The organism is Sorangium sp. So ce448 (assembly GCF_051520915.1).
GTDB classification, from domain to species: domain Bacteria; phylum Myxococcota_A; class Polyangia; order Polyangiales; family Polyangiaceae; genus Sorangium; species Sorangium cellulosum_B.
The window spans coordinates 9,406,293-9,431,795 of the sequence record NZ_CP150343.1 but is presented as its reverse complement, the minus strand read 5'-3'; the positions used below and the strand labels follow the sequence as shown (position 1 = coordinate 9,431,795).

The window sequence follows — 25,503 nt, the reverse complement described above, 5'->3', positions numbered from 1 at the left end:
AGGGAGCCACGCGATGAGGGCGTACGCTATGGCGAGGCGGAGAGTGGTGAAGGAGTCGGCGAAGTGGCGCTCAGGCCGCGCTACGGAGCGCGTAGCCTTGCGCTTCCCCTCGGACCGAGGGGGGAAAATGCCGCACGCGTTCAGCAACAATGAACGCGTAGCAGCACAGGACGACGGACACGTGATGGTGCCATCCAGGGAACGACCGTCCTTCATAGTGGTCGAGCCCCAGCTCCCCTTTGAGCTCCTCGTAGGCGTGTTCGGTGCGCCATCGTTCCTTCAGGGTTCTGACGATCTGCTTCTTGCTCATCCGGCGAGGCAGCGTGGTCAGGGCAAACTTCGTCGGCTTCGTTTCGTCGTGCGGCCACTCGATCACGAGCCACAGGACCTCTCTGTCCTTGGGCTCGGACCCATCGTCATGGGCCGCCTTCACTCTGCGAAAGCAGAAGCGGCTGGCGAGCTTTCCGCGTGTTCCTGTGCGCCACGTCACTCGCCGGAAGGCCTGCAGCCCGAGCTCGATGCCGAGCTTCTGAACGCCGACGGCGGCGCCGCGGCGTCGTTCCTTGGCGTCGAGCAACCACACGCCCGTGGTCGCGTTGACGGCCACGGCGAAGTCAAGCCCATAGCTTCGCAGCGCGTCACGAAAACCGGACGAGGTGCCATAGGCCGCATCCGCGAGAACGATGTCTCCCGGGATCTCGTCGGCTATTGCGCGGGCGATCATGTCGAGCGCGAGATCCGGCTTGGTCTTGAACACCTGATCGGACGGAATCCTGGCCTCCTTCCGGCGCTCCTCGTCATCCAGCCACTGCTGAGGGAGGTACAGCTCAAAATCGAGAGGGACGTGCTCGGTTCTGTTTGCGGCGCAGAGGCTCACGCCAACCTGGCAGTTCGTGATCTTCCCTGCGGTGCCTGTGTACTGGCGCTGGACACCGACAGAGTGGTCCCCTTGCTTGAGGAAGCCCGTGTCATCGACGATCCAGACCGAGATCGGATCCTGTTCGTGCATGGCCCTCGTCACATAGTGCGCAGCCTCACGGCGGACATCGCGATCGCTCCACGGCGAGTCCCTCAAGAAGTGGAGAAGCCGGTCATGGGCGCGCTGCGTCTCGCGTGGCTCTCCGAACGCGCGCGCCGCGATGGGCTCGACGCTCTTTCTCTCCCCCTCGCCCAGAATGCCAAAGGCGTAAGCCGCGAACGACGCCCGCTGCTCCTTTCGTCGTAGGTGGGCGCCGATCTGGGCAAAGTAGTCATCCAACCGAGACTTCGCTGCGTTGTCCAGCGTGTATGTCATCGCGACGCCCATCTTGGGCACCCGACCGCAGATGGAAACCCCCTGTTCTAACTTTCGGAGGACAAAGTGAGAAACAAACGACACCAACCGACCAGGTGGCTGTCGCCGGCCTACTCAGGTCTCACCAACTTCCCGCAGTAGAACTAAGGCCGCAGAGCAACAATAGATCAATTGCCTGCGCGTAGGTCGCATAAGGCGCGCCCGAAAGTCGAGATATTCGTTGGAGGTGACTGCATGGTTCAGTCGCAATCGAATAGCACGTAACGTGTTTTTAGTGCGGCCTGACCGGGCTCACATCCGTGAAACGTCGTCGCTTCCGCCGCCTCGGCGGGTGCAGGCCGGACTCGGTACGCTCGCCGGATGGCGTAGAGCGTAAATGGGTGATAACAGGGGCCCGTCGGACCGCAGGGCCCCGGGGCGACGCCAGCCGCCCCGGGGAGCCCTCCTGAAGCGCGGCGACGAGGTGCAACGACGCGATGCACCCGCCCCTGGCGGCCCGGCGGCGGGAGTTTCCGCGAGGCGCCGTTGAGTACCCGGGCGCCGCGTCCGTTGCCGTGACACTGCAACATCGGGCCACGCCGCTTACCCCCGCCTCGACAATCGACTTCGGTTGTGCGACAATCAACCCGATGACACGAAGTCAAAGGGGAACGATGAGAACCAGCGAAGCGTTCGCGGTGGCGGCCTTGGTCTGCGCCGGTTGCGCCGGTGCACGCGAGGCGACCAGCGTGGACCAAATCCAGTGCCGCTCCCGTGTTACGATGGCTCCAGAGCCGTCTGTTGCCCCTTTGCCGCATGGGTCTAGCCTCGGCGATGGCGCCGAGTCCCTCGTGCGAAAGGTCGCGGAAACTGACCTGCACTGTTCTGTACAGCAAGTCTACCTCCGACGTGCTTACGGTGAGGGAGACATCGAGGTGGGCGGAGCTTTCGAATACTATGGGGCAGAGCGGTGCGGCTGGTATCAATTGTATCGCGTCTCCCGGAAGGAAGGAGTGGTGAAGCCGGAGGGTGTTGATGTGTTTTTAGTTTCGCGTGTCTTGCCGGGGACGCTCCGGATAACGTCCCTACCGTCCTATCGCGCTCAAACCCCTTCTCGCGGCGAAGCTTTGCTGCTCATCGACAAGCGAGGTGTGGTCTGTCAAGCGTCGGTCGGTAACGAGGTTGGCGACGGCCTGTGGGCTGTGGAGGGCTGCTCGAGTGAATCGCCTATCACTCAGGGTCTCGTTGCGGTTCGTGCATCGGAGGCAACCAGGGCTGCCCGACTCGAATTTCACTGGATTAACGAGTCTCTGCCCCGAAAGAGTGCCGAGTCAATCGCACCTCGGGACGATGGCAACGAGTTCATGTGGAGGCCGTTCACCATCGTCGATCTTACTGGGGACCGCCGGAGTCAGGTCGCCGTCTATTGCAGACGTCCAGCACCGGACGAATACGAGTGTGAACGAGTCATGTTATATCGGGGAAGCAAAGAACGATCCGGGTGGTTCAATCTCGTTGCACGTGCGCGTTGGACTCGTGGTTCTGCTGACAGATGGATCGAGCCCGAAAACTGAATCGAACCCAGTTGCTGTTGGCCCCTCCTTCCCCAAGGCCAACAGAATGTTAGGAGCACGCACCGGCGGTCACACAGCCCGGCGTTCACACCGGTAATCTCCCGCCCGGCGCGCTCACGTACAGCGCGCCGGTGATTCACCACGAGGTGAAGTCGCTCGACCCCGAGAGTCTGCGCGACCTGCCGGGCGGCACGATGGGTTCTGGGCGGCGGTGGGTGGATCTCGACGGCGAGGCGCTGCCCGGCGTGCTGATCGAGGAGGGCGAGGCGCTGTATTACAAGCAGAACCTCGGCGGGGGCCTCCTGTCCACGGCGCGGCCGCTGCAAACTCGCCCGGCCGTTTCCGGCGGGCAGCTGCTCGACATCGACGGAGACGGGCGCAAGGAGAGGGTGGTGTTCGAGCGGCCGGTGGCGGGCTACTTCGACCGCACCGACGCGGGCTGGGCGGCGTTCCGCCCGTTCGCGTCGCAGCCGAACGTCGACTGGAGCGACGCAAACGTCCGCCTCATCGATCTCGACGGCGATGGGCACGAGGACATCCTGATCACGGGGCCCGACACGTTCACGTGGTATCCGTCGCTCGCCAAGGGCGGCTTCGACCGGCCGATCACGATCGCGCGTCCGAGCGACGAGGAGCGCGGGCCGTCGCTCGTCTTCGCCGACGCCGCACAGAGCATCTTCCTGGCCGACATGAGCGGCGACGGCCTGGTGGACCTCGTGCGGATCCGGAACGGCAACGTGTGTTACTGGCCCAACCTCGGCCATTGCCGCTTCGGCGCCAAGGTGCAGATGAGCGGCAGCCTGCGGTTCGATCACGAGGGCCGCTTCGACCCGAAGCGCATTCGCCTCGCCGATGTGGACGGCTCGGGCACGACCGACATTCTCTACCTGCACCCGGACGGCGTGCGCTTCTATGCGAACAACGCCGGCAACACGCTGGCTGCGCCGGTGATGTTGCCGCAGCTGCCGGACGTGAGCGATCTGGCGTCGGTCGATGTGATCGATCTGCTCGGCTCCGGGACCGGGTGCCTCGTGTGGGCCTAGTCGCTGCCCGGAGCGCGCCCGCGGGTGCGCTACATCGATCTGCTCGGGAGCAAGAAGCCCTCTGTGCCAACGTCGGGTGAGACAGGCTCCCCCTGGAAATCTGTGGTGAGAGGGCGGAGAATGGACCTGACCCGTGCCGAAGCCTTCCCATCTCCGATCCGTCGATCCTACCCCCGCCCCAGCGGCGCAGGGCGCTGCTCCCCGCCCGAGTGGCGTCGCCGTCGAGACTGTGCCGAAGCCGGGTAAGAGGCGGAAGTTCTCGGCGGCGGAGAAGCTGCGCATCGTTCGCGAAGCGGCTGCATGCACCCAGCGCGGCGACATCGAGGCGCTGCTGCGCCGCGAGGGCATCTACAGCTCCCTGCTGACGGCGTGGCGCAAGCAGCTCGCCCTCCACGGCAGCGAGGCTCTCGCGGGGCGTAAGCCCGGCCGCAAGCCGAAGCAGGACGCGAAGGATCGGCGCATCGCCGAGCTCGAGAAGCGCTCGGCCCGGCTCGAGGAGAAGCTCGCGCTCGCTGAGAAGCTCATAGATCTCCAAAAAAAAGTCTCTGCCATTCTGGGCATCAACCTCACGAACGACGAAGAGCGCTGATGGACGTCATCGAAGAGCTCGATGACACGCACGTCCCCATCGCGCAGGCGTGTGCGGCACTCGGCATCAGCCGCGCCACGCTCTACCGGCAGACCCAGCCCGCGATGCCGCGTGCGCTGCACGGGAACGCTCCGAGCCCACGCCGGCTCAGTGACCCCGAGCGGCAAGCCGTGCTCGATGTGTTGCACAGCGACGAGTTCGTCGACCAGCCCCCGCCGGAGGTCTACGCGACGCTGCTGTCGCGCGGCGTCTATCTCGCCTCGATCCGCACGATGTACCGCCTGCTCGCGGCGTCCGGCGAGAGCGGCGAGCGACGCGCGCAGCGTGGGCCGATGAAGCATGCCAAGCCGACGCTCACCGCCACGGCCCCCAACCAGATCTGGACGTGGGATATCACCAAGCTGCGCGGGCCGCTGCCCGGGGTCTTCTACTGCCTGTACGTCGTCCTCGACCTGTTCAGCCGCATGACCGTTGGCTGGCTGCTCGCCGAGCGCGAGAGCGCGCTGCTCGCCGAGCAGCTCTTCGCAGAGACGGTCGCCCGCCACGGCGTCGAGCCCGGCTCGCTCACCGTGCACGCCGACCGCGGCTCCGCAATGAGGTCGGAAGGGCTCGCTCAGCTCCTCGGCTCGCTCGGCGTCGTTCGAAGCTTCAGCCGGCCTCACGTCAGCGATGACAACGCCTTCTCCGAGTCGCAGTTCAAGACGCTCAAGTACCAGCCCGACTATCCGGACCGGTTTGCCTCGCTGGCTCATGCACGAGCGTGGTGCCAGGAGTTCTTCGGCTGGTATAATGACCTTCATCAGCATTCTGGCCTTGCGCTCTTCACACCTGCTGATGTATTCTACGGCCGAGTCGAAGATGTCGCGGCTCGGCGCCAAGTCGCCCTCGACACAGCGTACGCCGCGCACCCGGAACGCTTCCCGAACGGTCCGCCCGTTGTGCGTCGGCCGCCCGCTTCGGTAGCCATCAATCCGCTGTCCGTTGACGACGCTGCCGACGAGGCCGCGGGGCCGCACACGGGCACGACCAGCGCCGCGGCCGAACCTGGCGCAACGCCCGCCGCTGTGACACGGCCGCCTCGACCTCGACTGGTGGGGGCCCTGTGCCGGAACGCGCCCCTCAGCGCGTTCTCCTCATAGGATTCTCGTCCGGCCTGTCTCAAACCCGTTGGCAACTTCCGGAAGCCACACCTCTTGACCTCGATCGCGAACAACCTCGGAAGGACGACGACGGTGACCTACGCTCCGTCGACGAAGTTCTACCTCGCCGACCGGGCGGCCGGCCGGCCGTGGGTGACGAAGTTGCCGTTCGTGGTCCATGTCATCGAGCGCGTCGAGGTCTTCGACGCGATCTCGCGGCATCGCTTCGTGACAACATATGCCTACCACCACGGCGACTACGACGGGGTGGAACGGGAGATGCGCGGCTTCGGCATGGTCGAGCAGCGGGACACCGAGTCGTTCTCGGCGTTCAGCGGGGCTGGCTTCGCGCCGCCCACGGCCAACGCCGATCCCGAGCTGCACCTGCCGCCGGTGCTGACGAAGACGTGGTTCCATACCGGCGCCTGGATCGAGGGAGCGAAGATCTCGGCGCAGTACGAGAGGAAGTATTACGCCGGTGACGCGGCGGCGGTCCGCCTGGCGGACACGCTGCTTCGCGAGGATCTCGGCGCCGTCGAGATGCGCGAGGCGTGCCGGGCGCTCAAGGGGCGGCCCCTCCGCGAGGAGATCTATGCGCTCGACGGGACGGCGGAGGAGCCGCGGCCGTACGTCGTCAAGGAGCACAGCTACGCGATGCGGCGGCTCCAGCCCGCGGTGGGCAATGCGCACGCGGTGTTCTTCGCCCATGCGCGCGAGGCGCTCGAGTACCATTACGAGCGCAGCGAGAGCGATCCGCGCGTGGCGCACGCGCTCACGCTGGAGGTCGACAATTACGGTGCGGTCCTGCGGGCGGCGCAGATCGGGTATCGCCGGCGGGCGGCGTGGACGGCGTTCGCCGAGCAGGGGGAGGGGAAGGCGACGCTGACAGAGAACGATGTGAAGCACCTGGTCCCGGACGAGGAGGGTGCTTATCGGATCGGGGTCCCGACCGCGACCCGGACCTACGAGCTGCACGGCCTGCCGCTCGGCGCGGAGGGGGTGCTCACGTTCCAGGCGGTCCTCGACGCGGCGGACGGCGCGACGCACCTCGATTACGACGGAACGCCGGGCGGGTCGTTCCAGAAGCGCCTGTTGCAGCACATGCGCATGAGGTACTGGAGCGACGACCTCACGGGGCCGCTGCCGTTCGGCGAGGTCGGGGGCAGGGCGCTCGTTTACGAGAGCTTCGCCAAGGTCCTCACGCCTTCGCTGATCACGTCCGTGTTCGGGACCCGCGTCACGAGCGGCATGCTAGCGGAGGGGGGTTATCTCCAGCTCCCGGACGATCCGGACTACTGGGTGTCCTCGGGGCGGGCGGTGCCCTCGGCGGCCCACTTCTACCAGCCGACGACGTTTGTCGATCCGTTCGGCAATGCGTCGCAGGTCGCCTACGACCCATATTGCCTGCTCGTGACGGAGGTGACGGACCCGCTGAGCAACGTCGTGGAAGCCGTCCCCGACTACCGCGTCCTCGCCCCGCGGCAGCTCACGGACGCAAACGACAACGTGAGCGCGGTGCGCTTCGACGCGCTCGGGAGGGTCACGCTGCTGGCGGTGATGGGCAAGCCGGGGGCCGGCGAGGGCGACACGCTCGACGACCCGACGGCCACGTTCGCGTACGATCTGGAGCGATTCCAGCTCACCGGCAAGCCGAGCGTGGTGCACGCCCGCGCCCGCGAGCAGCACGGACCGGGCAACCTGCGCTGGCTGGAGACGTACAGCTACTCGGACGGCTCGGGCAACGAGGTGCTGCGCAAGGTGAAGGCGGAGCCGGGGCTGGCGCCCGAGCGCGACGCGAACGGCGCGCTGGTGCACGACGCGCAGGGCGACCTGGTCTTTTCGCACACGACGTCGCGCTGGGTCGGGACCGGGCGCATGGTGCTGGACAACAAGGGCAATCCGGTCAAGCAGTACGAGCCGTTCTTCAGCGCGACGAACGAGTACGAGGACGAAGCGGAGCTCGTGGAGTGGGGAGTTACGCCGATCCTGCGGTACGATCCGCTCGGCCGGCTCATCCGGACCGACCTGCCGAACGGCACGTTCTCCAGGGCGGTGTTCGATGCGTGGAAGCAGGCGTCGCACGATCCGAACGACACGGTGCTGGAGAGCCCGTGGTACGCGGCGCGGCAGGCGCTGACGGCGGGCGATCCGGAGCGCCGTGCGGCGGATCTGGCCGCGGCGCATGCGGGCACGCCGGCGGTGAGCCACCTGGACGCGCTGGGGCGGGTGTTCCGCGCGGTGGCGGACAACGGCGCGGAGGGGGAGTACATCACCCAGACGACGCTCGATATCGAGGGGCAGCCGCTCCTGATCACGGACGCGAGTGACAACCAGGCGATGCAGCATCGCTTCGGGCTGGGCGGGCAGCTGCTCTATCAGAAGAGCAACGACGGCGGCGAGCGGTGGATGCTGGCGGGCGCGACAGGACAGCGGCTGCGGGCTTGGAACGGGCGTGGGTTCGTCTACCGCTCGTCGTACGATGCGCTGCGCCGGCCGACGCACGAGCACGTGCAGGTGGGCTCGGGCAGCGAGCGGCTGGCGCGCCGTTACGTCTACGGCGAAGCGCACCCGCAGGCGACGGCGCTGAACCTGCGCGGCAGGGCGTACCAGGTGTATGATGGCGCGGGTGTTGTGACGAGCCAGGCGCACGACTTCAAGGGCAACCTGCTGCAGGCCTCGCGCCGGCTGCGCAGCGAGGTGCACGCGGACGCCGACTGGTCGGTGCTGTCGGCGCTGACCGATGTGTCCGCCATCGCGACGGCGGCCGACCCGCTGCTGGAGACCGAGAGCTTCGGCACGCAGACGGCGTACGATGCGCTGAACCGCCCAACCAGCCTGACCGCCCCGGATGGCCTGACCGCCTCGGATGCGAGCGAGGTCAAGCCGACGTACAACGAGGCGGGGCTGCTGGAGCGGGTGGAGGCGCGGATTCGAGGCGCGGTGGCGTGGACGACGTTCGTCGACAACATCGATTACGACGCGAAGGGGCAGCGCGAGCGCATCGAGTACGGCAACGGCACCTCGACGGCGTACACATATGACCCGCTGACGTTTCGGCTCTCGCGCCTGAAGACGACGCGGAGCTCGGACAGCGCGGTGCTGCAGAACCTCACGTATGTGTACGACCCGGTCGGGAACATCGTGGAGATCGGGGACAGCGCGCAGCAGACGGTGTTCTTCAACAATGCCGTGGTATCGCCGAGCGCGCAGTACGTGTACGACGCGGTCTACCGGCTGATCGAGGCGACGGGGCGGGAGCACGCGGGCGGGCTCGCCGACGTGCAGCGCGACCAGAACGACCTGCCGATTCAGGCGCTGCCCCACGCGAACGACGCGCAGGCCCTGAGGAACTACACCGAGCAGTACTTTTACGACGCCGTCGGCAACATCCAGCGGATGGAGCATCTGGCCGGCGCGGGGACCTGGATCCGGCGGTATTCCTACGAGATGACGAGCAACCGGCTCGTGAGCACCTTCGGGGATCCTGAAGACGAGCCGTCCAGCCCGATGTATCCCCATGATGCTCACGGCAACATGACGGCCATGCCGCACATCGCAGCGCTCACATGGGATGAGAACGACCAGCTGCGGAGCACTGATCTCGACGGCGGCGGAGTCGTGTATTACACCTACGACGCCTTCGGGCAGCGCGTGCGCAAGGTCTGGGAGCACAACGGGCTCGTCGAGGAGCGCATCTACATCGGCGGCTACGAGGTCTACCGCAAGCGCAACGCGACGGGGCTCGTGCTCGAGCGACAGACGCTTCACGTGATGGATGACGCGCGGCGGGTGGCCATGGTCGAGACCAAGACGGTTGACACCTCGGGGCCGTTCACGGTGACGCCGAGGGTGCGCTACCAGCTCGACAACCACCTCGGGTCGGCGTCGCTGGAGGTGGACGGGGCGGGGCTCGTGATCGGCTACGAGGAGTATCACCCCTACGGGACGACGGCGTACTGGTCGACCAGTAGCGCCGCGGAGGTGAGCCTGAAGCGGTATCGCTACACGGGCAAGGAGAAGGACGACGAGACGGGGCTCTACGACCACGGGGCGAGGTACTACGCGCCCTGGCTCGGGAGGTGGACGGCGGCGGATCCCGCGGGGATTCAGGGGGGGATCAACCTCTATGAGTACGTGAGGGGGAACCCGGTCGTCTTCCATGATCCGGACGGACGCGAGCCCTTCCGCACGCAACAGGATCGACGGGTCGACCGCCTTCTCGAGGGCAAGATCACGCAGAAGCAATACCGGCAAGAGCTCGGGGCCGAGGCTGCGGGGGCCGTTGTCGGGGGGATGATCGGGGGCATCGTCATGGAGGCGCCAGCAGCAGCGTATGTCTGGATTACTGCTAATCCGGGAAAGGCGTACGCAGCCGGCGCGCTGGCTGTCGGACTTGCCGATCCGCATCCCCCGGGTGTATCGCCGCTCGATCTTCCTGGCCCCCTAGATGACGCCGGGCGTGCAGTGGGGAAGGAGGGTCGAGCGCTTCTGGGCCAAACGGCCAAGAAGGTAGAGACTGCGTTACGGCCGGCCGAGGAGAAGGTAGTCCAGACTGCCACGCAGGCCTTAAAGAAGGAGGTGGTGAAGGTCGCCGAGCAAAGGGCCGGGAAGGAGGTCATTGATGCCGCCGCGCCGACGGTCGAGCGGAATGCTGCCGAGAAGATCGAGCTGAAGGTCGCCGCTGACGCCGCAAGGGGAGCACCGAGGACCTTCACCAGCAAGGATCCGCAGGTTGGAGAGCTGGCAACCGAAGTCGAGGCGCGCATTCCCGGGATCGTAGAGGATGTCAACGTCCAGACGGTGCGGCCCAACGGCGAGCCTGGTACGGACCTCGATATTGCATTGACCGACGGGCGGGCGATTCAAATAAAGACCGGCGGTACGAGGGGTTTGATGACTCAAATGGAGGAAACTGCGGCGCGTGGCTGGGACCCCATCGCCTATGCGCCCTATGCGTCAAGGGCCTTGCAAACGCAAATCGCGAAGAAGGGGTGGTCGGTGGCGACCACCCCAGAGCAGCTGCATAATATTGTGGCGGCCGGTCCTCGGCCATCGCATTGGATCCAAAAGCCATGACCGATACCCTAACGATTGCCGCGCCGGCTGGGGAGTTCATTGAGAGCCTCGCCGCGCCACTCAGCGAAATGTTTCAGCTCGCCAAGACGGACTTTGGTGGGATCAGGATTGCCGTCCCTGGGGAGAGGTGGATCGTTCTCAATCCAAACCCATACGCGGAGATCGAAGACCCTGACACCGTCCCAACGATCACGAAGCTCATCGGAGCTGCTCCGAGGTTCTTCACCCTGACGACGACCAACCTGCCGCTCACGCGTCGGGTGGTGCAGAAGCTCGCGGAACGACGTGACCTGGTGGTGGACACGCAGCATGGCATCATTCTGCCGCTTCACGAATTCGCTGAACTGATCCGAGCTAGACCGACATGGGACTGGCGACGGTGAGGGAGGGCGGTGCAGCAGCTCATAATCCAGTCCATGCGCCTTCGACCAGCCCGGTGTTGTTGGTGTTGAGCCTCGCCACCTAGCGATGTCCATGCGCCGACGGCTCCGTCGTGGCTCCGAAGCGCCCGAGGGAGGGACCGAGGACGACACGCCGGGCTTTTCGGCACCTTCCGGATGGAGGGGCCCCGGGCACGAAGCTCGATGGCCTGGTCGAGATCCACGACCGCTCGGGGACAGCCGACGTGCCCTGTCGGCAGGCACGCTCCTGGCCAGCTCGACACCGGGAAGCGATCTGCCATCGCTCTTCCTGGGCCACCCGGGAGAAGCTTGCGATGAGCAACTCCCGGATCGGGCCGCCCATGTCGAGCCAGTGCTCCCTCACGCTGATGACCTCGACGCCGAGGCGATCCAGGGCGAGCACCTCCTGAAGGTTGCCAACGAGGGAGCGCCCGAGCCGATCCAGGGCGAAGACCAGCATCGCATCGAGCTTGCCCTGGTGGGCGACGGTCTTGAGCCGCTGCCACTCGAGCCTGTCCTTCGCGGCGGAGATCTTCTTCTCGAAGACCTCGACCAAGGTTTCTGAGTGGGCTTCGTTTCTCGCCCCTCAAAGAACGCGCTCAGGATGGCGCCTGGGGGCCTCCATCTTGCTGGCGCTGCTCAACCGAGACCCGGACCTACGAGCTGCACGGCCTGCCGCTTGGCTCTGAGGGGGTGCTCGGGTTCCAGGCAGTCTTCGACGCGGCGGCCGCGGCGGAGGACGCGCCGACGCTCGCGTACGACGGGACGCCGGGCGGGTCGTTCCAGAAGCGCCTGTTGCAGCATGCGCGCACGAGGGACTGGAGCGACGATCTCACGGGGCCGCTGCCGTTCGGCGAGGTCGGGGGCAGGGCGCTCGTTTACGAGAGCTTCGCCAAGGTCCTCACGCCTTCGCTGATCACGTCCGTGTTCGGGACCCGCGTCACGAGCGGCATGCTCACGGAGGGGGGTTATCTCCAGCTCCCGGACGATCCGGACTATTGGGTGGCCTCGGGGCGGGCGGTGCCTTCGGCGGCTCACTTCTACTTGCCGACGACGTTCATCGATCCGTTCAGCAATGCGTCGCAGGTTGCCTACGACCCGTATTGCCTGCTCGTGACGGCGGTGACGGATCCGCTGAGCAATGTCGTGGAAGCCGTCCCCGACTACCGTGTGCTCGCCCCGTTGAAGCTGACGGACGCGAACGGCAATGTGAGCGAGGTGCGCTTCGACGCGCTGGGGAGGGTCACGCTGCTGGCGGTGATGGGCAAGCCGGGGGCCGGCGAGGGCGACACGCTCGACGACCCGACGGCGACGTTCGCGTACGATCTGGAGCGATTCCGGCTCACCGGCAAGCCGAGCGTGGTGCACGCCCGCGCCCGCGAGCAGCACGGCGCGGGCAACACGCGCTGGCTGGACACGTACAGCTACTCGGACGGCTCGGGCAACGAGGTGCTGCGCAAGGTGAATGCGGAGCCGGGGCTCGCGCCCGAGCGCGACGCGAACGGCGCGCTCGGGCACGACGCGCAGGGCCACCTCGTCTTTTCGCACGCGACGTCTCGCTGGATCGGGACCGGGCGCACGGTGCTGGACAACAAGGGCAATCCGGTCAAGCAGTACGAGCCGTTCTTCAGCGCGACGAACGAGTACGAGGACGAAGCGGAGCTCGTGGAGTGGGGAGTTACGCCGATCCTGCGGTACGATCCGCTCGGCCGGCTCATCCGGACCGACTTGCCCAATGGCACGTTCTCGCGGGTGGTGTTGGATGCGTGGAAGCAGACGTCGCACGATCCGAACGACACGGTGCTGGAGAGCTCGTGGTACGCGGCGCGGCAGGCGCTGACGGCGGGCGATCCGGAGCGGCGCGCGGCGGATCTGGCGGCCGCGCACGCCGGGACGCCGGCGGTGAGCCACCTGGACGCGCTGGGGCGGGTGTTCCGCGCGGTGGCGGACAACGGTGCTGAGGGGCCGTATGTCACGCAGAGCACGCTGGATATCAAGGGGCAGCCGCTCGTGATCACGGACGCGCGCGGCAACCAGGCGATGCAGCATCGCTTCGGGCTGGGCGGGCAGCTGCTCTATCAGAAGAGCAACGACGGCGGCGAGCGGTGGATGCTGGCGGGCGCGACAGGACAGCGGCTGCGGGCCTGGAACGGGCGTGGGTTCGTCTACCGCTCGTCGTACGATGCGCTGCGCCGACCGACGCACGAGCGCGTGCAGCTCGGCTCGGGCAGCGAGCGGCTGGCGCGCCGTTACGTCTACGGCGAAGCGCATCCGCAGGCGACGGCGCTGAACCTGCGCGGCAGACCGTACCAGGTGTATGATGGCGCGGGCGTGGTGACGAGCCAGGCGTACGACTTCAAGGGCAACCTGCTGCAGGCCTCGCGCCGGCTGCGCAGCGACGTGCACGCGGACGCCGACTGGTCGGTGCTGTCTGTGCTGACGGATGTGTCCGCCATCGCGACGGCGGCCGAGCCGCTGCTGGAGACCGAGAGCTTCGGCACGCAGACGGCGTACGACGCGCTGAACCGGCCGACGAGCGTGACAGCGCCGGATGCGAGCGAGGTCAAGCCGACGTACAACGAGGCGGGGCTGCTCGAGCGGGTCGAGGCGCGCGTTCGAGGCGCGGTGGCGTGGACGACGTTCGTCGACAACATCGATTACGACGCGAAGGGGCAGCGCGAGAGGATCGAGTACGGCAATGGCACCTCGACGGCGTACACGTATGACCCGCTGACGTTCCGGCTCTCGCGCCTGAAGACGACGCGGAGCTCGGACAGCGCGGTGCTGCAGAACCTCACGTATGTGCACGACCCGGCCGGGAACATCGTGGAGATCGGGGACAGCGCGCAGCAAACGGTGTTCTTCAACAACGCAGTGGTATCGCCGAGCGCACAGTACGTGTACGACGCGGTCTACCGGCTGATCGAGGCGACGGGGCGGGAGCACGCGGGGGGCATTGCCGACGTGCAGCGGGACCAGAACGATGTTCCGATCCAGTCGCTGCCGCACGCGAACGACGCGCAGGCGCTGAGGAGCTACGCGGAGGAGTATTTCTACGATGAGGTGGGCAACCTGCTGCGGATGGTGCACGAGGCCGGGGCGGGGAGCTGGACGCGGCGGTACGCCCACGAGGCGACGAGCAACCGGCTGACGAGCACGAGCGTGTCGGGGGACCCGGTGAACGGGCCCTACAGCGCGACGTATACGCATGACGTACATGGCAACATGACGTCGATGCCGCACATCGCGGCGCTGACCTGGGACGAGAACGACCAGTTGCGGAGCACGGATCTCGGGGGCGGCGGGGTGGTTTACTACACCTACGACGCGGCCGGGCAGCGCGTGCGCAAGGTGTGGGAGCACAACGGGCTTGTGGAGGAGCGCATCTACCTCGGCGGATACGAGGTCTACCGCAAGCGCAACGCGACGGGGCTGGTGCTCGAGCGGCAGACGCTGCACGTGATGGATGGCGCGCGGCGGGTGGCCATGGTGGAGACGAAGACGGTCGACACCGCGGGGCCGTTCACGGTGACGCCGCGGGTGCGGTATCAGCTCGATAACCACCTCGGGTCGGCGTCGCTGGAGGTCGACGGCGCGGGGCTCGTGATCGGTTACGAGGAGTACCACCCCTACGGAACGACGGCATACTGGTCGGCCAGCAGCGCCGCGGAGGTGAGCCGGAAGCGGTACCGGTACACGAGCAAGGAGAAGGACGAGGAGACGGGGCTGTACTACCACGGGGCGAGGTACTATGCGCCGTGGCTGGGGAGGTGGACGAGCGCAGATCCCATAGGAATTAAGGGTGGGATCAACCTGTACGAGTACGCGGCGGGAAACCCTGTCCGGCTGGTGGACCCGAGCGGCCACGAGCCGACGACGACGTACTTGGGTTCGAGCAAGGATGAGAAGTACGTCGGTCGCCTGTCGAGAACCTGGGGTGGGAACCAGTATTGGTCGGAGTCTGGTTCCCACGGCGCGGGATGGTATGTCCGCACCGAAGGAAGTAAGATCCTCGCGGAACCAGGTGTGACCACCCTCGCTCCGGTGACCATCGAGGGCACACGACCGCCCATTGAGATTGAGGTCGCCGAGATAACGATCACCAAGTCCGCTGCCGAAGTGCAGGCACGGGCGGATGAAAATGGTCTCTCGTACGAAGGGCAGCTCTGGGACGACAAGGGTGTCGGCAAGATCCAGGGGAGGGACGTTGCTGGCTTCGCCAAAGGCCTGGTGAATGCTCCAGGTGCTACGGTGGAAGGCGTAGCGAATCTCTTCGGTGCTGACATCGAGGTTCCGAAGGTGGTCGACTACAACAAAGGCGAGGAGGTAGGTGCCTGGTTTGGCGAGGGCTTGGGGCCTGGGCCGCTCGAAGTGGCTGGCGCCGCAAAGCTCTTCGGAAAGCTTGGTCGCGCGTTGGACAAAACCTCTGACATTATAAAAGCGGAGGGTGTAGATCCTTGGCGACGACAAAAATCCGTGCGATTTCATGGTGTTGCGCGGCAGGTGCGGTCCCTGGGACCGCGCCCCTATCCCCTCGATGCAGACGCCCGTCGACGAAGCCGGTGGACTTGGCCCCCCTGCGCCGTTCATGCCGTGCACTTATCCGCTGGCCCAGGAGCGAAGCCGCAGCCCAGGTTCGGCCGCGAGAGGCGAAGGAATCGGGGGGGCGGGCTGAGCCTGCCGGACGAGCTCTACTCGCACAGCGTCCGTCGCTACGTCGCCGAGAGCGCCGCCCGCAGCTCGTTCGATGAGGTCGTTGAGGGATTGAGAAAATCGACCGGCGCCGCGGTGCCGAAGCGCCAGGTGGAGGAGCTCGCGGAGCGCGCCGCGCAGGACTTCGATGCGTTCTACTCCAGCCGAGCCGTTGAAGTCGAGGACACTCAGGCGCTGCTGGTACTCAGCTTCGACGGCAAGGGGATCGCGATGCGGCGCGAAGACCTCCGACCGGCGACGCGGAAGGCTGCGGAAGCCGGGAAACACAAGCTCACCAAGCGCCTCGCCAAGGGCGAGAAGCGCAACCGGAAGCGAATGGCCGAGGTCGCCACCATCTACACGATAGACCCCTGGGTCCGCACGCCTGACGACATCGTGAACGACTTGCGCCCTGTGAAGGACGTCGCGGCGCAACGGCCGCGGCCGGTGAACAAACGGGTCTGGGCGAGCGTGGAGAAGTCAGCGCGGGAGGTGATCTCGGCGGCGTTTGCTGAAGGCCTGCGTCGCGATCCGGAACGCCTTCGGCGGTGGGTGGTGCTGGTCGACGGCAACAAGGACCAGAACACCCTGGTCAAGCGCGCTGCGAAGAAGGCATGCGTCGAGATCACGATAGTGCTCGATATCATCCACGTGCTTGAGTGTCTCTGGAAGGCCGCGCACTGCTTCTTCGCCGATGGGACCAAGGAAGTCGAGCAGTGGGTGACGTGCCGGCTGCACGAGCTGCTCGCGGGGCGCACGGCCGGAGCCATTGCCAGCACCATCCGGCGCCATGCCAGCAGCCGCGTGTTGGACATGGGGACAGCGGTGACGCTCGATACCTGCATCGGCTACCTTGTGAAGCATCGGACGCTCTTGCACTACGAGCGCGCGCTCGCAGCGGGGCTGCCCATCGCAACGGGCGTGATCGAGGGCGCATGCCGCCATCTCGTCAAGGATCGCATGGACCGCACAGGGGCTCGCTGGTCGCTCCGAGGCGCAGAGGCGGTGCTGCGCCTCCGCTCGCTGCGCTCGAGCGGCGACCTCGAAGCCTACTGGGCGTTCCACCTGCAGCAGGAGCATGACCGAACGCACCGTGCACGTTATGCAGGGGGCGATGTCCCCTCACCGCTGCCGCCGCCTCGACCCAAGCTGCGCCGGGTGAAATGAGCAAAATGCCCTCGTTCCAGAAGAGCCGCACCCAATGGATTTTCACGCCGAGGGCACGGGAGACGATTCTCAGATCGGGGACGATTGTACCTCTTCCACCTGGAGCCTTCTAATGTCGGATCGTGAGCGCCATATACGTCAGGTTCGTATCGATATTCCATTGCGGACCACCTGTGCATACCTCGTCGTGGATCCTGAACAGAAGGAATGGGATCCGTGGTGGAGCTCGCTCTACGAGTATCTACTGAAAATTACGCCGAATGACCCGGATTGGAAGTACGAGCCCGTGCAGAACGTCTTCGTTGCGCGGCCAATGCTGACCGACGAGCAGAGGGCGGATCTCGTTCGTTTTCTCCGAAGTGCTCCCGCACGGGAGATTGAGCACCATCGGACACTTCGACGTGCGGTCGAGCTAAACTCGGAGAAAGAGAGGAGGCTTGAACTGATGTATTTCTCTGCTGACAATAATAATATATAAATTGAACTCAGATTGCTGCGTCCCCCCCCCCCCCCATCGTTCGCCCGAGGGCACCAGAAGGTGATGGATCCCTCTCTGGCGCTCGCACCAGTGGCCCACGCCAAATAGACAATTCGCACCACGAAAATGTGCCACGTGAAGGCGCTAGTCCCGGCCCTGGGGCTGGGGAGCCGATGTGCGCCTTCGACCGCCCGGTGATGTTGATGTTGAGCCTCGCCATCGATCGCTGCCCATGCGCCAGGGCAAAGGTGGTTGGGAAACGGTGCAGAAGGCGTTTGTCGAAGGGTGGGAGAATTATAAGCCTGATCATAGGTAGTGGATCGGTGCTATGTAATGTGTGTCGGCAGGCGTCGCGAAAGAGAGAGCAATGAACATAGTTGATTTGGGCGTGGTCGCGCGACAGATTGAATCGATGATCGGATCGAGGCTTTCGTCGATCGTTCCAGATGCGATTGACGATGCGCTCGGTACTCTTCAGTGGACACGCATCCCAGCGGGTATCGAAGATGATGACACCATGGCGAAGCTCCTCGGGCTCTCTTCGTTGTCACCGGACACCGAGCTGGTCGTGGTTACAGATGTTTCATTCAAAGAGGGAAGCGGCGCGTTTGCAGTATCTGCGTCTCAATTTGAAGAGTTCCAGGCGTGGTGCTCTGACCAATTCTCTGAGCGAGTCTTTTCGGGGTGCGATGTCATCATTTGCGCTCCGGTGGACAGGCGACTGTGGATCGTGCACCATGAGGGTGTATACGCTACGGCGCAGCTTAGTGCTCCATGACCCATCGTGATCCATGGCCTGGCGCCATCCTGACGCTGGTAGCGTCTTCCCTGGATGCTGAACTCCGGAACAAGTCTTCGGCATGGATTTCCCGCCTACGATGCCGATCCGAGGCGTGAGAAATCCGGCGCTGTGAACGGAACGCCTTAAAAGAAAGGCTCGGCGTGGTGACCCATCCGGGTTGCTATGTGTTACCGAGCAGGCTGTTTGATGGCCGGACGATCCGGCTCTGTGGTGGCCATCATCGAGCTGGATCTCCGCTCGCCGCGATCGCAGCGAGGCGATGCGCCGGTGGACTGCGGCGGTCGCAGAGCGCCGGCGCGCTCAGTCGATGCGGAGGGGGAGGCGGTCATGGCCATCGAGGACGGCGTGATAGCGAGCGAGAGCGTCGTCGAGCCGATCGAGGTGGTGGTCGAGCCAGCCGCGCGCCTGGACGAGCGCAGAGGCCCGCCGCCCCTTCAGAGCGTCGTCCCGCCCGCCGCGCGCGCGAGCGCCTGGTCGATCGCCCCCGGGCTGAACCCCACGAGGATCTGCCCCCGCACGTCGATGATCGGGATGCTCCCCCCGCGCTGGTGGCTCTTCGCGAGCTTGTCCTGCATCTCCGCGGCCGCGCCCGCGTCCTCCTCGATGTCCTTCACCACCGCGGCGATCCCCTTCGAGCGCAGGTAGTCCGCGGCCTGGTGGCACGGCTTGCACCACGAGGCGCCGTAGATGATCACCGTGACCCCCGCGAGGTGGCTCGGCGCGCCCGGCGCGCCGGCGCCCGCAGAGCCGCCGGGGCCTGGCGTCGCTGCGGGCGGCGGCGCCGTCTTCGCGAGGTGCTCGGCGCGCCGCTTCTCCAGCAGCGACTCCCATTCCCTCCGCGGCATCGTCCGGACCGCATACGTGCCGTCCGGCCGCTTCTGCGTCAGATCCGCGACGTAGAACGCGTCCCGCGTCCCCTCCGTCCGGTCCGAGAGCATGGCGCGCACCAGCGCGCGGCCCTCGGCCGGCACGTCGGCCGGGCGCATCTCGACGTGCGTGTCGCCCTTCTCGTCGATCCACGTCAGCATCAGGTTCGCCGTGTCGTCGCGGAGCTCGAGCGGCGGCAGCTCGGCGACGGCCTGCGCCGGCGCGGTGCCGTCGGCGCGCTTCTCCTTGCACGCCGGGCCGAGCGCCGCCGCGGCGAGCGCGAGCAGCACCCCCGCGATCCGCGCCCCCCGCGACCCCCCCGCCCGCCGCTTCACGCCTCGCCTCCCGCCGTCGTCGCCGAGGCCCCGAGCTCCTCGCTGAGCGCCATCCACTCCGCCATCGCCGCGTCGACGCGCTTCGCGAGCGCCTGCTCCTCGCGCGCCGCCGCCGCGAGCTTCGCCCAGTCGCCGCCCGGGTCCTGCTTGAGCGCCTCGCGCATCTCGGCGAGCCGCGACTCACCCGCCGCGATCTCCGCCTCCAGCTCCTTGACCCGCTTGCGCTTGCGCTCCGTCGCCCGCGCCGCCGCCTTGTCGGTCTCGAACGCCCGCCGGCGCGCCGCCGCGTCGCCCGCGCCCGCATCGTCCGGCGGCGGCATCGTCGCGCCGCTCCGCCGCACCGCGCGGCCAGACGCCTTCGCGCCCCGGTCCGCCGCCTCCGCCTTCGGCTCCTCGCGCGGCGGCGGCGCGCTCGCCGTCTTCCGCGCTCCCCGCGCGCCCTTCGCCCTCTCGCCCTCCTCGCGCGCGCGCTCCGCCTCCTCCGCCTCGGCCGCGAGCTTCTCGAGGTTGTCGCGGTAGTCGCGGAAGCCGCCGGGGTAGATGTCCACGCGCCCCTCGCGCACCGCGACGATGCGCGTCGTCACCGCCTCCAGGAACCTGCGGTCGTGCGAGACGAGCAGCACCGTGCCCTCGAAGCCCGCGAGCGCCTCCTCGAGGATCTCGGCGGCGGGGATGTCGAGGTGGTTCGTCGGCTCGTCGAGGAAGAGCAGGTTGCGCGGCTCGAGGAGCAGCTTGCCGAGCGCGAGCCGGCTCCGCTCGCCGCCGGAGAAGCCCTGCACCTTCCGGAGCGCGTCGTCCCCGTAGAACCGGAAGCGCGACAGGTACTGGCGTGTCGCGTCGACGTTCATGTCGGCGCGCACGCTGCGGATCTCCTCGACCGCGGTCCTCGACGGGTCGAGCGAGCCGAGGTGCTGGTCGAAGTAGCCCTGGCAGAGGTTCGTCCCGCGCCGCACGTCGCCCGCGTCCTCGGGCGCGCCCGCGCCGGCGAGCAGCTTGAGCAGCGTCGATTTGCCGGTCCCGTTGGGCCCCACGATGCCGACGCGGTCGCCGCGCCGCAGGAGCAGGTCCACGCCGGAGAAGAGCGTGCGCCCGCCGCGCGAGGCGCCGAGGCCGCGCGCGTCGAGCACGATGTCCCCGCTGCGCGGCGCGGGCGCGAACCGGAACCGGACCCTCTCGGCGGTCGCCCACACGTCCTCGGGCCGGTCGATCGTCTCGAGCTTGTCGAGCATCTTGCGCCGGCTCTGCGCCTGCTTCGTCTTCTGGCCGGCGATGTTGCGCCGGATGAAGTCCTCGGTCTTGGCGACGAACGCCTCTTGCCGCTCGGCGAGCTCCCGCTCACGGGCCAGGTCCTCCTCGCGGGCGACGGCGTAGTCGCTGTACTTGAGCGGGTAGGCGCGGAAGCTGCGCTGCCCGAGCTCGAACGTGTGCGGGCAGACGGCGTCGAGGAACGCGCGGTCGTGCGAGACGCAGAGGAGCGCGCCGCCGAGGCCCGCGAGGTGCTTCTCGAGCCAGGTGATGGTCTCGATGTCGAGGTGGTTCGTGGGCTCGTCGAGCAGCAAGAGATCGGGCTCGATGGCGAGCACCACGCCGAGCTGCAGGCGCCCGCGCTCGCCGCCGGACAGGCTCGAGACGGGGCGCTCCATGTCGGCGGGCGAGAACCCGAGGTGGGCCGCGATGATCTCCACGCGGCGCTCGAGGTCGTCGCCGCCGGCGATGTGGTAGCGGTCGGTGAGATCGCTGAGGCGGGCGAGATCGGCCTCGCTGCCGCTGGCGGCCGCGTGCTGCGCCGCGGTGAGGGCGTGGCGCAGCTCGAGCACCTCCGAGAACCCGGAGAGGAAGGCCTCGAGCACCGTGCCCTGGGCCGCGAGCTCGTGCGACTGCCGGAAGTACGCGAACCGGATCCCCTTGCGGATCACGACCGAGCCCGTGTCGGGGGTGAGCTCGCGGGCGACGAGGCGGAGCAGCGTCGATTTGCCCGCGCCGTTCGGGGCGACGAGCGCGGCGCGCTGGCCTTGCTCCAGGGAGAAGGTGATGCCCTGGAAGAGCCTGTCCGCGCCGTAACCGAAGCTGAGGTCGGCGACCTGGAGGACCGTCATTGCGGCCGAGTTCTAGCATGTGTCCGGCGCGCGCAAGGGCGCTCGGGGCGCGGGGCCCACATCGCGCGGACAGCGTGGATGACCGTGAGCGCTCGCCGCGCGGTCGATGAAGAGGCGGGGGCGCGCCTCGCCCGCACGGGCGAGCGAGGCGCTCGGGCTCAGCTCTCGGCCATGACCGCCTTCACGGCCGGGCGCTCCATGATGCGGCCGAGCCATCCCTTCAAGCTCTTCAGCTCGGAGATGTCGATCTTGCCAGCCTGAAGGCCCCAGCCGAGAACGGACGCGAGGTCGAGATCCACCAGGGTACAGCGCTCGCCGGTGATGTACTGGCGGCCGTCGAGGCGGCCGTCGAGGATGCGGAGCAGGCCGCGCGCCTCGGTCAGCGCCGCCTCGGCCTGCTTCGCGTCCTGCTGCTCCTTGGGGAACCAGTCGCTCGTGTTCTTGATGTAGCGGAACAGGGCGCTGGTCAGGTTGACCTGGCCCCAGACGAGCCACGTCAGGGCCGTCAGCTGCTCGGGCGAGCCGGGGGCCGGCCACAGGCCCTTCTCGACGCCGTAGCGCTCGCCGAGGGCGATCTGGATCGCCACCGACTCGAACATCGGGGTGCCGTCGATCACGAGGGTCGGCACCTGGCCATTGGGGTTGAGGGCGAGGAACTCCGGCTTCCTCTGGTCGCCGGCGCGCAGATCGACCCGGACGGCCTCGTAGGGGACACCGAGCTCGGCGAGCGTCAGGCGGACGCGCCCAGCGCTCGATTGGGGGGAGTAATAGAACGTGATGGTCATGGTTCGCCTCCGGCGCCCCTTGTAGTGGATCCGATTCGCCGCCGTCACGTTCATCGTGCATGGGACCGCCAAGTTTCCTCGGGGCCCCGTCGAAACAGCGATGTTCCCACTTTGTCATGGGGAGCAAGAAATCGACAGAATCAGGCGGGGAGTGCAGGGAGCGCGGGAAGCGCGGGGGACGCCCAGGCATCGATGGGCGTGAAGCGTGAAGAGGACAGTCGTCGGGACACCACGAGCGCTTCTCCTCTCCGGCGGTCTTCACGGTCTCACAACGCCATCTCCGCGCGGCGCAAGCCTCGAATGACCACCTGATCCCGGCGTGGCGACATCGTGCCAGTCCTCCTCAGCCGCGCATCCTCGCGATGGTGCCGTATCCTGCTGTATCCGAGCAGATCTTTCCTGTTGTGGACGAAGAGGGGAGCGCGCCTCGCGCCCGCGGCACTGTCCTTGCCCGTAGCGGGAGCGCCGCGCCCCGCGCACTGGAGGCGCGCTCTGGAAGGGAAACACGATGCGCAAAATGCTTCTTCACTTTCACGTCGTTCCGATCCTCCTCGCCCTCGCCGGCGGCTGCTCCGGCGAGAGCAGCCAGCAGACCGACACCGGCGGCACGCAGACCGGCGGCACGCAGACCGGCGGCACGCAGTCGGAGCAGCCGCCGGCGCCGCTCGGGCCCGAGCAGCAGGCGGAGCTCAGCGCGCTGCTCGACGAGCAGGAGTCCTCGGCGAACATGACCGCGGAGGACTTCGCCTCGAGGTACGCCGTCCCCTTCGCCTCGGGCCTGCCCTACGCGCCTGCGGACGCCGAGGGCCTCTCGCTCGTCCAGGGCACCTCGCTCGCCCTCGACGAGGACGAGCTCGCGAAGCTCTCCGAGAGCGGCTTCGTCATCTCGGAGAAGAAGGCCTTCCCGACCTTCGTTTACGGCTACGCGAGCATCTACGCGCTCGACCTGCCGCTCTACGTGTCCGCCGACTCCATCCTGTACGCGGTGCACCGGTCTTACGACGCGATCCTGAAGGGCGTGGAGCTCGCCGCGCTGGCGCCCGAGCTCGGGGCGATGCTCGAGGAGATGCGCGCGCGGCTCGCCTCGGGCGCCGGCGGCGAGCTCGGCGCCGAGGCGCGCGCCGACGCGGACCTCTTCACCGCCGTGGCGCTCTCGCTGCTGAGCGACACGCCCGTCGCGCCCGTGGCGGGCGCCGACGCCGCGAAGATCGACGAGCTCGTCGCGGGTGCCAAGGCCCACCAGGGCGCGGGCAGCGTGCGCCTCTTCGGCTCCGATCGGATCATGGACTTCTCGCAGTTCGAGCCCCGCGGCCACTACACCGACTCGCCGGAGCTCCAGCGCTACTTCCGCAGCATGATGTGGCTCGGCCGCGTCGACTTCCGCTTCCTCGAGACCCAGGAGGACGGCACGCAGGTCCTGCAGCGGCGGCAGCTCGAGGGCGCCTATGTGCTGCGCGCCCTCGCCGACGAGAGCACCCTCGCCCGGTACACGCGCATCGACGACACGGTTCAGACCTTCGTCGGCGAGAGCGATTACATGACCCTGCCCGAGCTCGACGTCCTGCTCAAGGACCTCGGCCTCGCCGGCGCCGCCGGTCTCGCCGGGCTCTCGGACGAGCAGATCATCGACGTCGTGGTGAAGAAGGGCCACGGGACGCAGCGGATCTCGAGCCACATCATGATCAACGGCCTCGGCAAGGGCACGATGCCGCTCTCGTCGAGCTTCGCGCTGCTCGGCCAGCGGTACGTCGTCGACTCGCACGTCTTCTCGAACGTGGTCTACGACCGGGTGATGGGCGGCACCGTCAAGCGGATGATGCCGAGCCCGCTCGACGTGGGCTTCGCCGCGCTCGGCAACGATCAGGCGGGTCAGCTGCTCGCGCCCGAGCTCGGGAAGTTCCCCTACGCGCCGGACCTGCACATGATGCGCGTGCTCGTCGACGCCCACCCCGGCGACTTCTGGAGCAAGAACCTCTACAACCACTGGCTCGGCGCGCTGCGGGAGCTGTCGCCGGCGAAGGCGCTCGCCGACACGACCGGGCTGCCCGCGGTGGCGAAGACCGAGGCGTGGGGCCGGCGCCTCCTGAACACCCAGCTCGCCTCGTGGGCCGAGCTCCGGCACGACACGCTGCTCTACGCCAAGCAGTCGTACACGAGCGGCGCCACGTGCGAGTTCCCGGACGCCTACGTCGACCCGTACCCGGCGTTCTTCTCGCGCATCGCCGAGCTGGCGGAGCAAGGCAGCCGCGCCGTCGAGGCGCTCGATCTGTCGGGCGCACCGTCGCTGCTGGCGCAGCGGGTGCCGGCGTATTTCGCGAAGCTGCAGAGCGTCGCGCGGACGCTCGGCGAGATGGCCGAGAACGAGCGCGCCGGGGTGCCCCTCACCCAGGAGCACCTCGATTTCATCAACCAGGCCGTCCGGATCCAGACCGGCTGCGGCTCGGACGAGGGGGCGGTGGGCTGGTACGCCGAGCTCTTCTTCGACGTCTTCCAGACCGTGGCCGAGGATCCGACGATCGCCGACGTGCACACGCAGCCGACCGACGAGGGCGGGGCGCCGGTCGGGCGCGTGCTGCACGTGGGCACCGGCCGGCCGCGGCTCATGGTCGTCACCGCCGATCCGTGCGGCACGGCGCGCGCCTTCGTGGGGCTCGCCTCCTCGTACTTCGAGAAGATCACCGAGGACTTCGAGCGCATGACCGACGAGGAGTGGGCCGGCGAGCTGCACCAGGCGACACCTGACGACGTCGCCTGGATGAAGGACCTCGTCTCCCGTTGAGCCCGCTCGGGGAAGCGCGCCGGAATGATTCCACTTCGCTGGAATTGTGTCGTGTTGTGCCGGCGCGTCAGGGGGATCATGGTTGGTCTGCCCGCTCGCTTCGAGGCGCGAACAGACCGTCGTGTACACATCTCCATTGCAATTTTGCACCAGGCCCTGCGACGACCTGCAGTGGGCCGATCCTGCTTCGCTGAACCTGCTCAAGGTCATCCTGAGCAACACGGGCGGCGCTCATCTGCTGCTGATCGACGCGGCCCGGGATCAGGAGGTCGACGAGGGATACCCGCTCTCGTTCGCCCTCAGCGATATCCGGAGCGCCGGCGCGACCGTCTCCGAGCTGCCCCTCGCAACCCGTTCTACCTGACTCGGCTGCTCCGGCGGTTCCGCGAGCAGCAGCTCATCACGCT

The 25,503-nt window shown here is 67.3% G+C and carries 14 protein-coding genes and 1 pseudogene; 10 read left to right on the top strand and 5 right to left on the bottom strand.

Annotation, left to right across the window (positions count from 1 at the left end):
* Positions 1 to 70 precede the first annotated feature (70 nt).
* Entirely contained in the window at positions 71 to 1,306 is a 1,236-nt protein-coding gene (locus WMF45_RS35770) for an IS701 family transposase (protein WP_437707094.1), read from the bottom strand.
* A 1,672-nt stretch (positions 1,307 to 2,978) separates the two neighbouring features.
* Here WMF45_RS35770 and WMF45_RS35765 point away from each other — a divergent pair.
* The 5 genes from WMF45_RS35765 (at position 2,979) to WMF45_RS35745 (ending at position 11,077) form a co-directional block, all read left to right on the top strand.
* Positions 2,979 to 3,890 (top strand): FG-GAP repeat domain-containing protein, encoded by a 912-nt coding sequence (locus tag WMF45_RS35765; RefSeq protein ID WP_437710008.1) that lies wholly within the window; start codon positions 2,979 to 2,981, stop codon positions 3,888 to 3,890.
* A 229-nt stretch (positions 3,891 to 4,119) separates the two neighbouring features.
* Entirely contained in the window at positions 4,120 to 4,479 is a 360-nt protein-coding gene (locus WMF45_RS35760) for a transposase (protein WP_437585412.1), read from the top strand.
* A complete protein-coding gene (locus WMF45_RS35755) occupies positions 4,479 to 5,618 on the top strand; it encodes an IS3 family transposase (protein WP_437710006.1) in 1,140 nt (379 codons plus the stop codon). Before WMF45_RS35760 ends, WMF45_RS35755 begins: the two co-directional genes overlap by 1 nt.
* A gap of 54 nt (positions 5,619 to 5,672) precedes the next feature.
* Entirely contained in the window at positions 5,673 to 10,694 is a 5,022-nt protein-coding gene (locus tag WMF45_RS35750) for a toxin TcdB middle/C-terminal domain-containing protein (protein WP_437710004.1), read from the top strand.
* The gene (locus WMF45_RS35745) at positions 10,691 to 11,077 is read left to right on the top strand and encodes a hypothetical protein (protein ID WP_437710002.1); all 387 of its coding nucleotides are present in this window, start codon (positions 10,691 to 10,693) and stop codon (positions 11,075 to 11,077) included. The genes WMF45_RS35750 and WMF45_RS35745 overlap by 4 nt, the downstream gene beginning before the upstream one ends.
* A gap of 79 nt (positions 11,078 to 11,156) precedes the next feature.
* Here WMF45_RS35745 and WMF45_RS35740 read toward each other — a convergent pair whose 3' ends face one another.
* Positions 11,157 to 11,651 carry a recombinase family protein gene (locus WMF45_RS35740; RefSeq protein WP_437710000.1) on the bottom strand — a complete coding sequence of 165 codons (495 nt, stop codon included), beginning with the start codon at positions 11,649 to 11,651 and terminating at the stop codon, positions 11,157 to 11,159.
* A gap of 2,651 nt (positions 11,652 to 14,302) precedes the next feature.
* Here WMF45_RS35740 and WMF45_RS35735 point away from each other — a divergent pair.
* From WMF45_RS35735 to WMF45_RS35725, 3 genes and pseudogenes are all read left to right on the top strand, one after another.
* Positions 14,303 to 16,954: pseudogene (locus WMF45_RS35735) on the top strand (ISKra4 family transposase); the annotation flags it as partial.
* A 187-nt stretch (positions 16,955 to 17,141) separates the two neighbouring features.
* Positions 17,142 to 17,432: a hypothetical protein gene (locus WMF45_RS35730; protein WP_437709998.1), complete on the top strand. Its 291-nt coding sequence runs from the start codon at positions 17,142 to 17,144 to the stop codon at positions 17,430 to 17,432.
* A 367-nt stretch (positions 17,433 to 17,799) separates the two neighbouring features.
* The gene (locus WMF45_RS35725; protein ID WP_437709996.1) at positions 17,800 to 18,210 is read left to right on the top strand and encodes a hypothetical protein; all 411 of its coding nucleotides are present in this window, start codon (positions 17,800 to 17,802) and stop codon (positions 18,208 to 18,210) included.
* 458 nt (positions 18,211 to 18,668) lie between these two features.
* On the opposite strand, the gene WMF45_RS35720 is transcribed toward WMF45_RS35725, so the two are convergent.
* The 3 genes from WMF45_RS35720 to WMF45_RS35710 all read right to left on the bottom strand — a co-directional run bounded on the left by WMF45_RS35720 (position 18,669) and on the right by WMF45_RS35710 (position 22,317).
* Complete coding sequence (locus tag WMF45_RS35720) at positions 18,669 to 19,436, bottom strand: glutaredoxin domain-containing protein (protein ID WP_437709994.1); 768 nt, start codon at positions 19,434 to 19,436, stop codon at positions 18,669 to 18,671.
* Positions 19,433 to 21,532: an ABC-F family ATP-binding cassette domain-containing protein gene (locus WMF45_RS35715; RefSeq protein ID WP_437709992.1), complete on the bottom strand. Its 2,100-nt coding sequence runs from the start codon at positions 21,530 to 21,532 to the stop codon at positions 19,433 to 19,435. The genes WMF45_RS35720 and WMF45_RS35715 overlap by 4 nt, the downstream gene beginning before the upstream one ends.
* 158 nt (positions 21,533 to 21,690) lie before the next feature.
* Complete coding sequence (locus WMF45_RS35710) at positions 21,691 to 22,317, bottom strand: glutathione S-transferase family protein (RefSeq protein ID WP_437709990.1); 627 nt, start codon at positions 22,315 to 22,317, stop codon at positions 21,691 to 21,693.
* A 508-nt stretch (positions 22,318 to 22,825) separates the two neighbouring features.
* Between WMF45_RS35710 and WMF45_RS35705 the strand changes: the two genes are divergently transcribed.
* Together WMF45_RS35705 and WMF45_RS35700 are read left to right on the top strand one after the other, a co-directional pair.
* A complete protein-coding gene (locus WMF45_RS35705) occupies positions 22,826 to 25,096 on the top strand; it encodes a DUF3160 domain-containing protein (RefSeq protein WP_437709988.1) in 2,271 nt (756 codons plus the stop codon).
* Positions 25,097 to 25,217: 121 nt separating this feature from the next.
* Positions 25,218 to 25,460: a hypothetical protein gene (locus WMF45_RS35700; RefSeq protein ID WP_437709987.1), complete on the top strand. Its 243-nt coding sequence runs from the start codon at positions 25,218 to 25,220 to the stop codon at positions 25,458 to 25,460.
* Positions 25,461 to 25,503 lie beyond the last annotated feature (43 nt).

Bases quoted from the DNA above. Each gene is read 5' to 3' on its own strand.
- WMF45_RS35710 (WP_437709990.1), bottom strand. From the start codon at position 22,317: ATGACCATCACGTTCTATTACTCCCCCCAATCGAGCGCTGGGCGCGTC.
- WMF45_RS35715 (WP_437709992.1), bottom strand. From the start codon at position 21,532: ATGACGGTCCTCCAGGTCGCCGACCTCAGCTTCGGTTACGGCGCGGAC.
- WMF45_RS35705 (WP_437709988.1), top strand. From the start codon at position 22,826: ATGCGCAAAATGCTTCTTCACTTTCACGTCGTTCCGATCCTCCTCGCC.
- WMF45_RS35725 (WP_437709996.1), top strand. From the start codon at position 17,800: ATGAACATAGTTGATTTGGGCGTGGTCGCGCGACAGATTGAATCGATG.
- WMF45_RS35755 (WP_437710006.1), top strand. From the start codon at position 4,479: ATGGACGTCATCGAAGAGCTCGATGACACGCACGTCCCCATCGCGCAG.
- WMF45_RS35745 (WP_437710002.1), top strand. From the start codon at position 10,691: ATGACCGATACCCTAACGATTGCCGCGCCGGCTGGGGAGTTCATTGAG.
- WMF45_RS35770 (WP_437707094.1), bottom strand. From the start codon at position 1,306: ATGGGCGTCGCGATGACATACACGCTGGACAACGCAGCGAAGTCTCGG.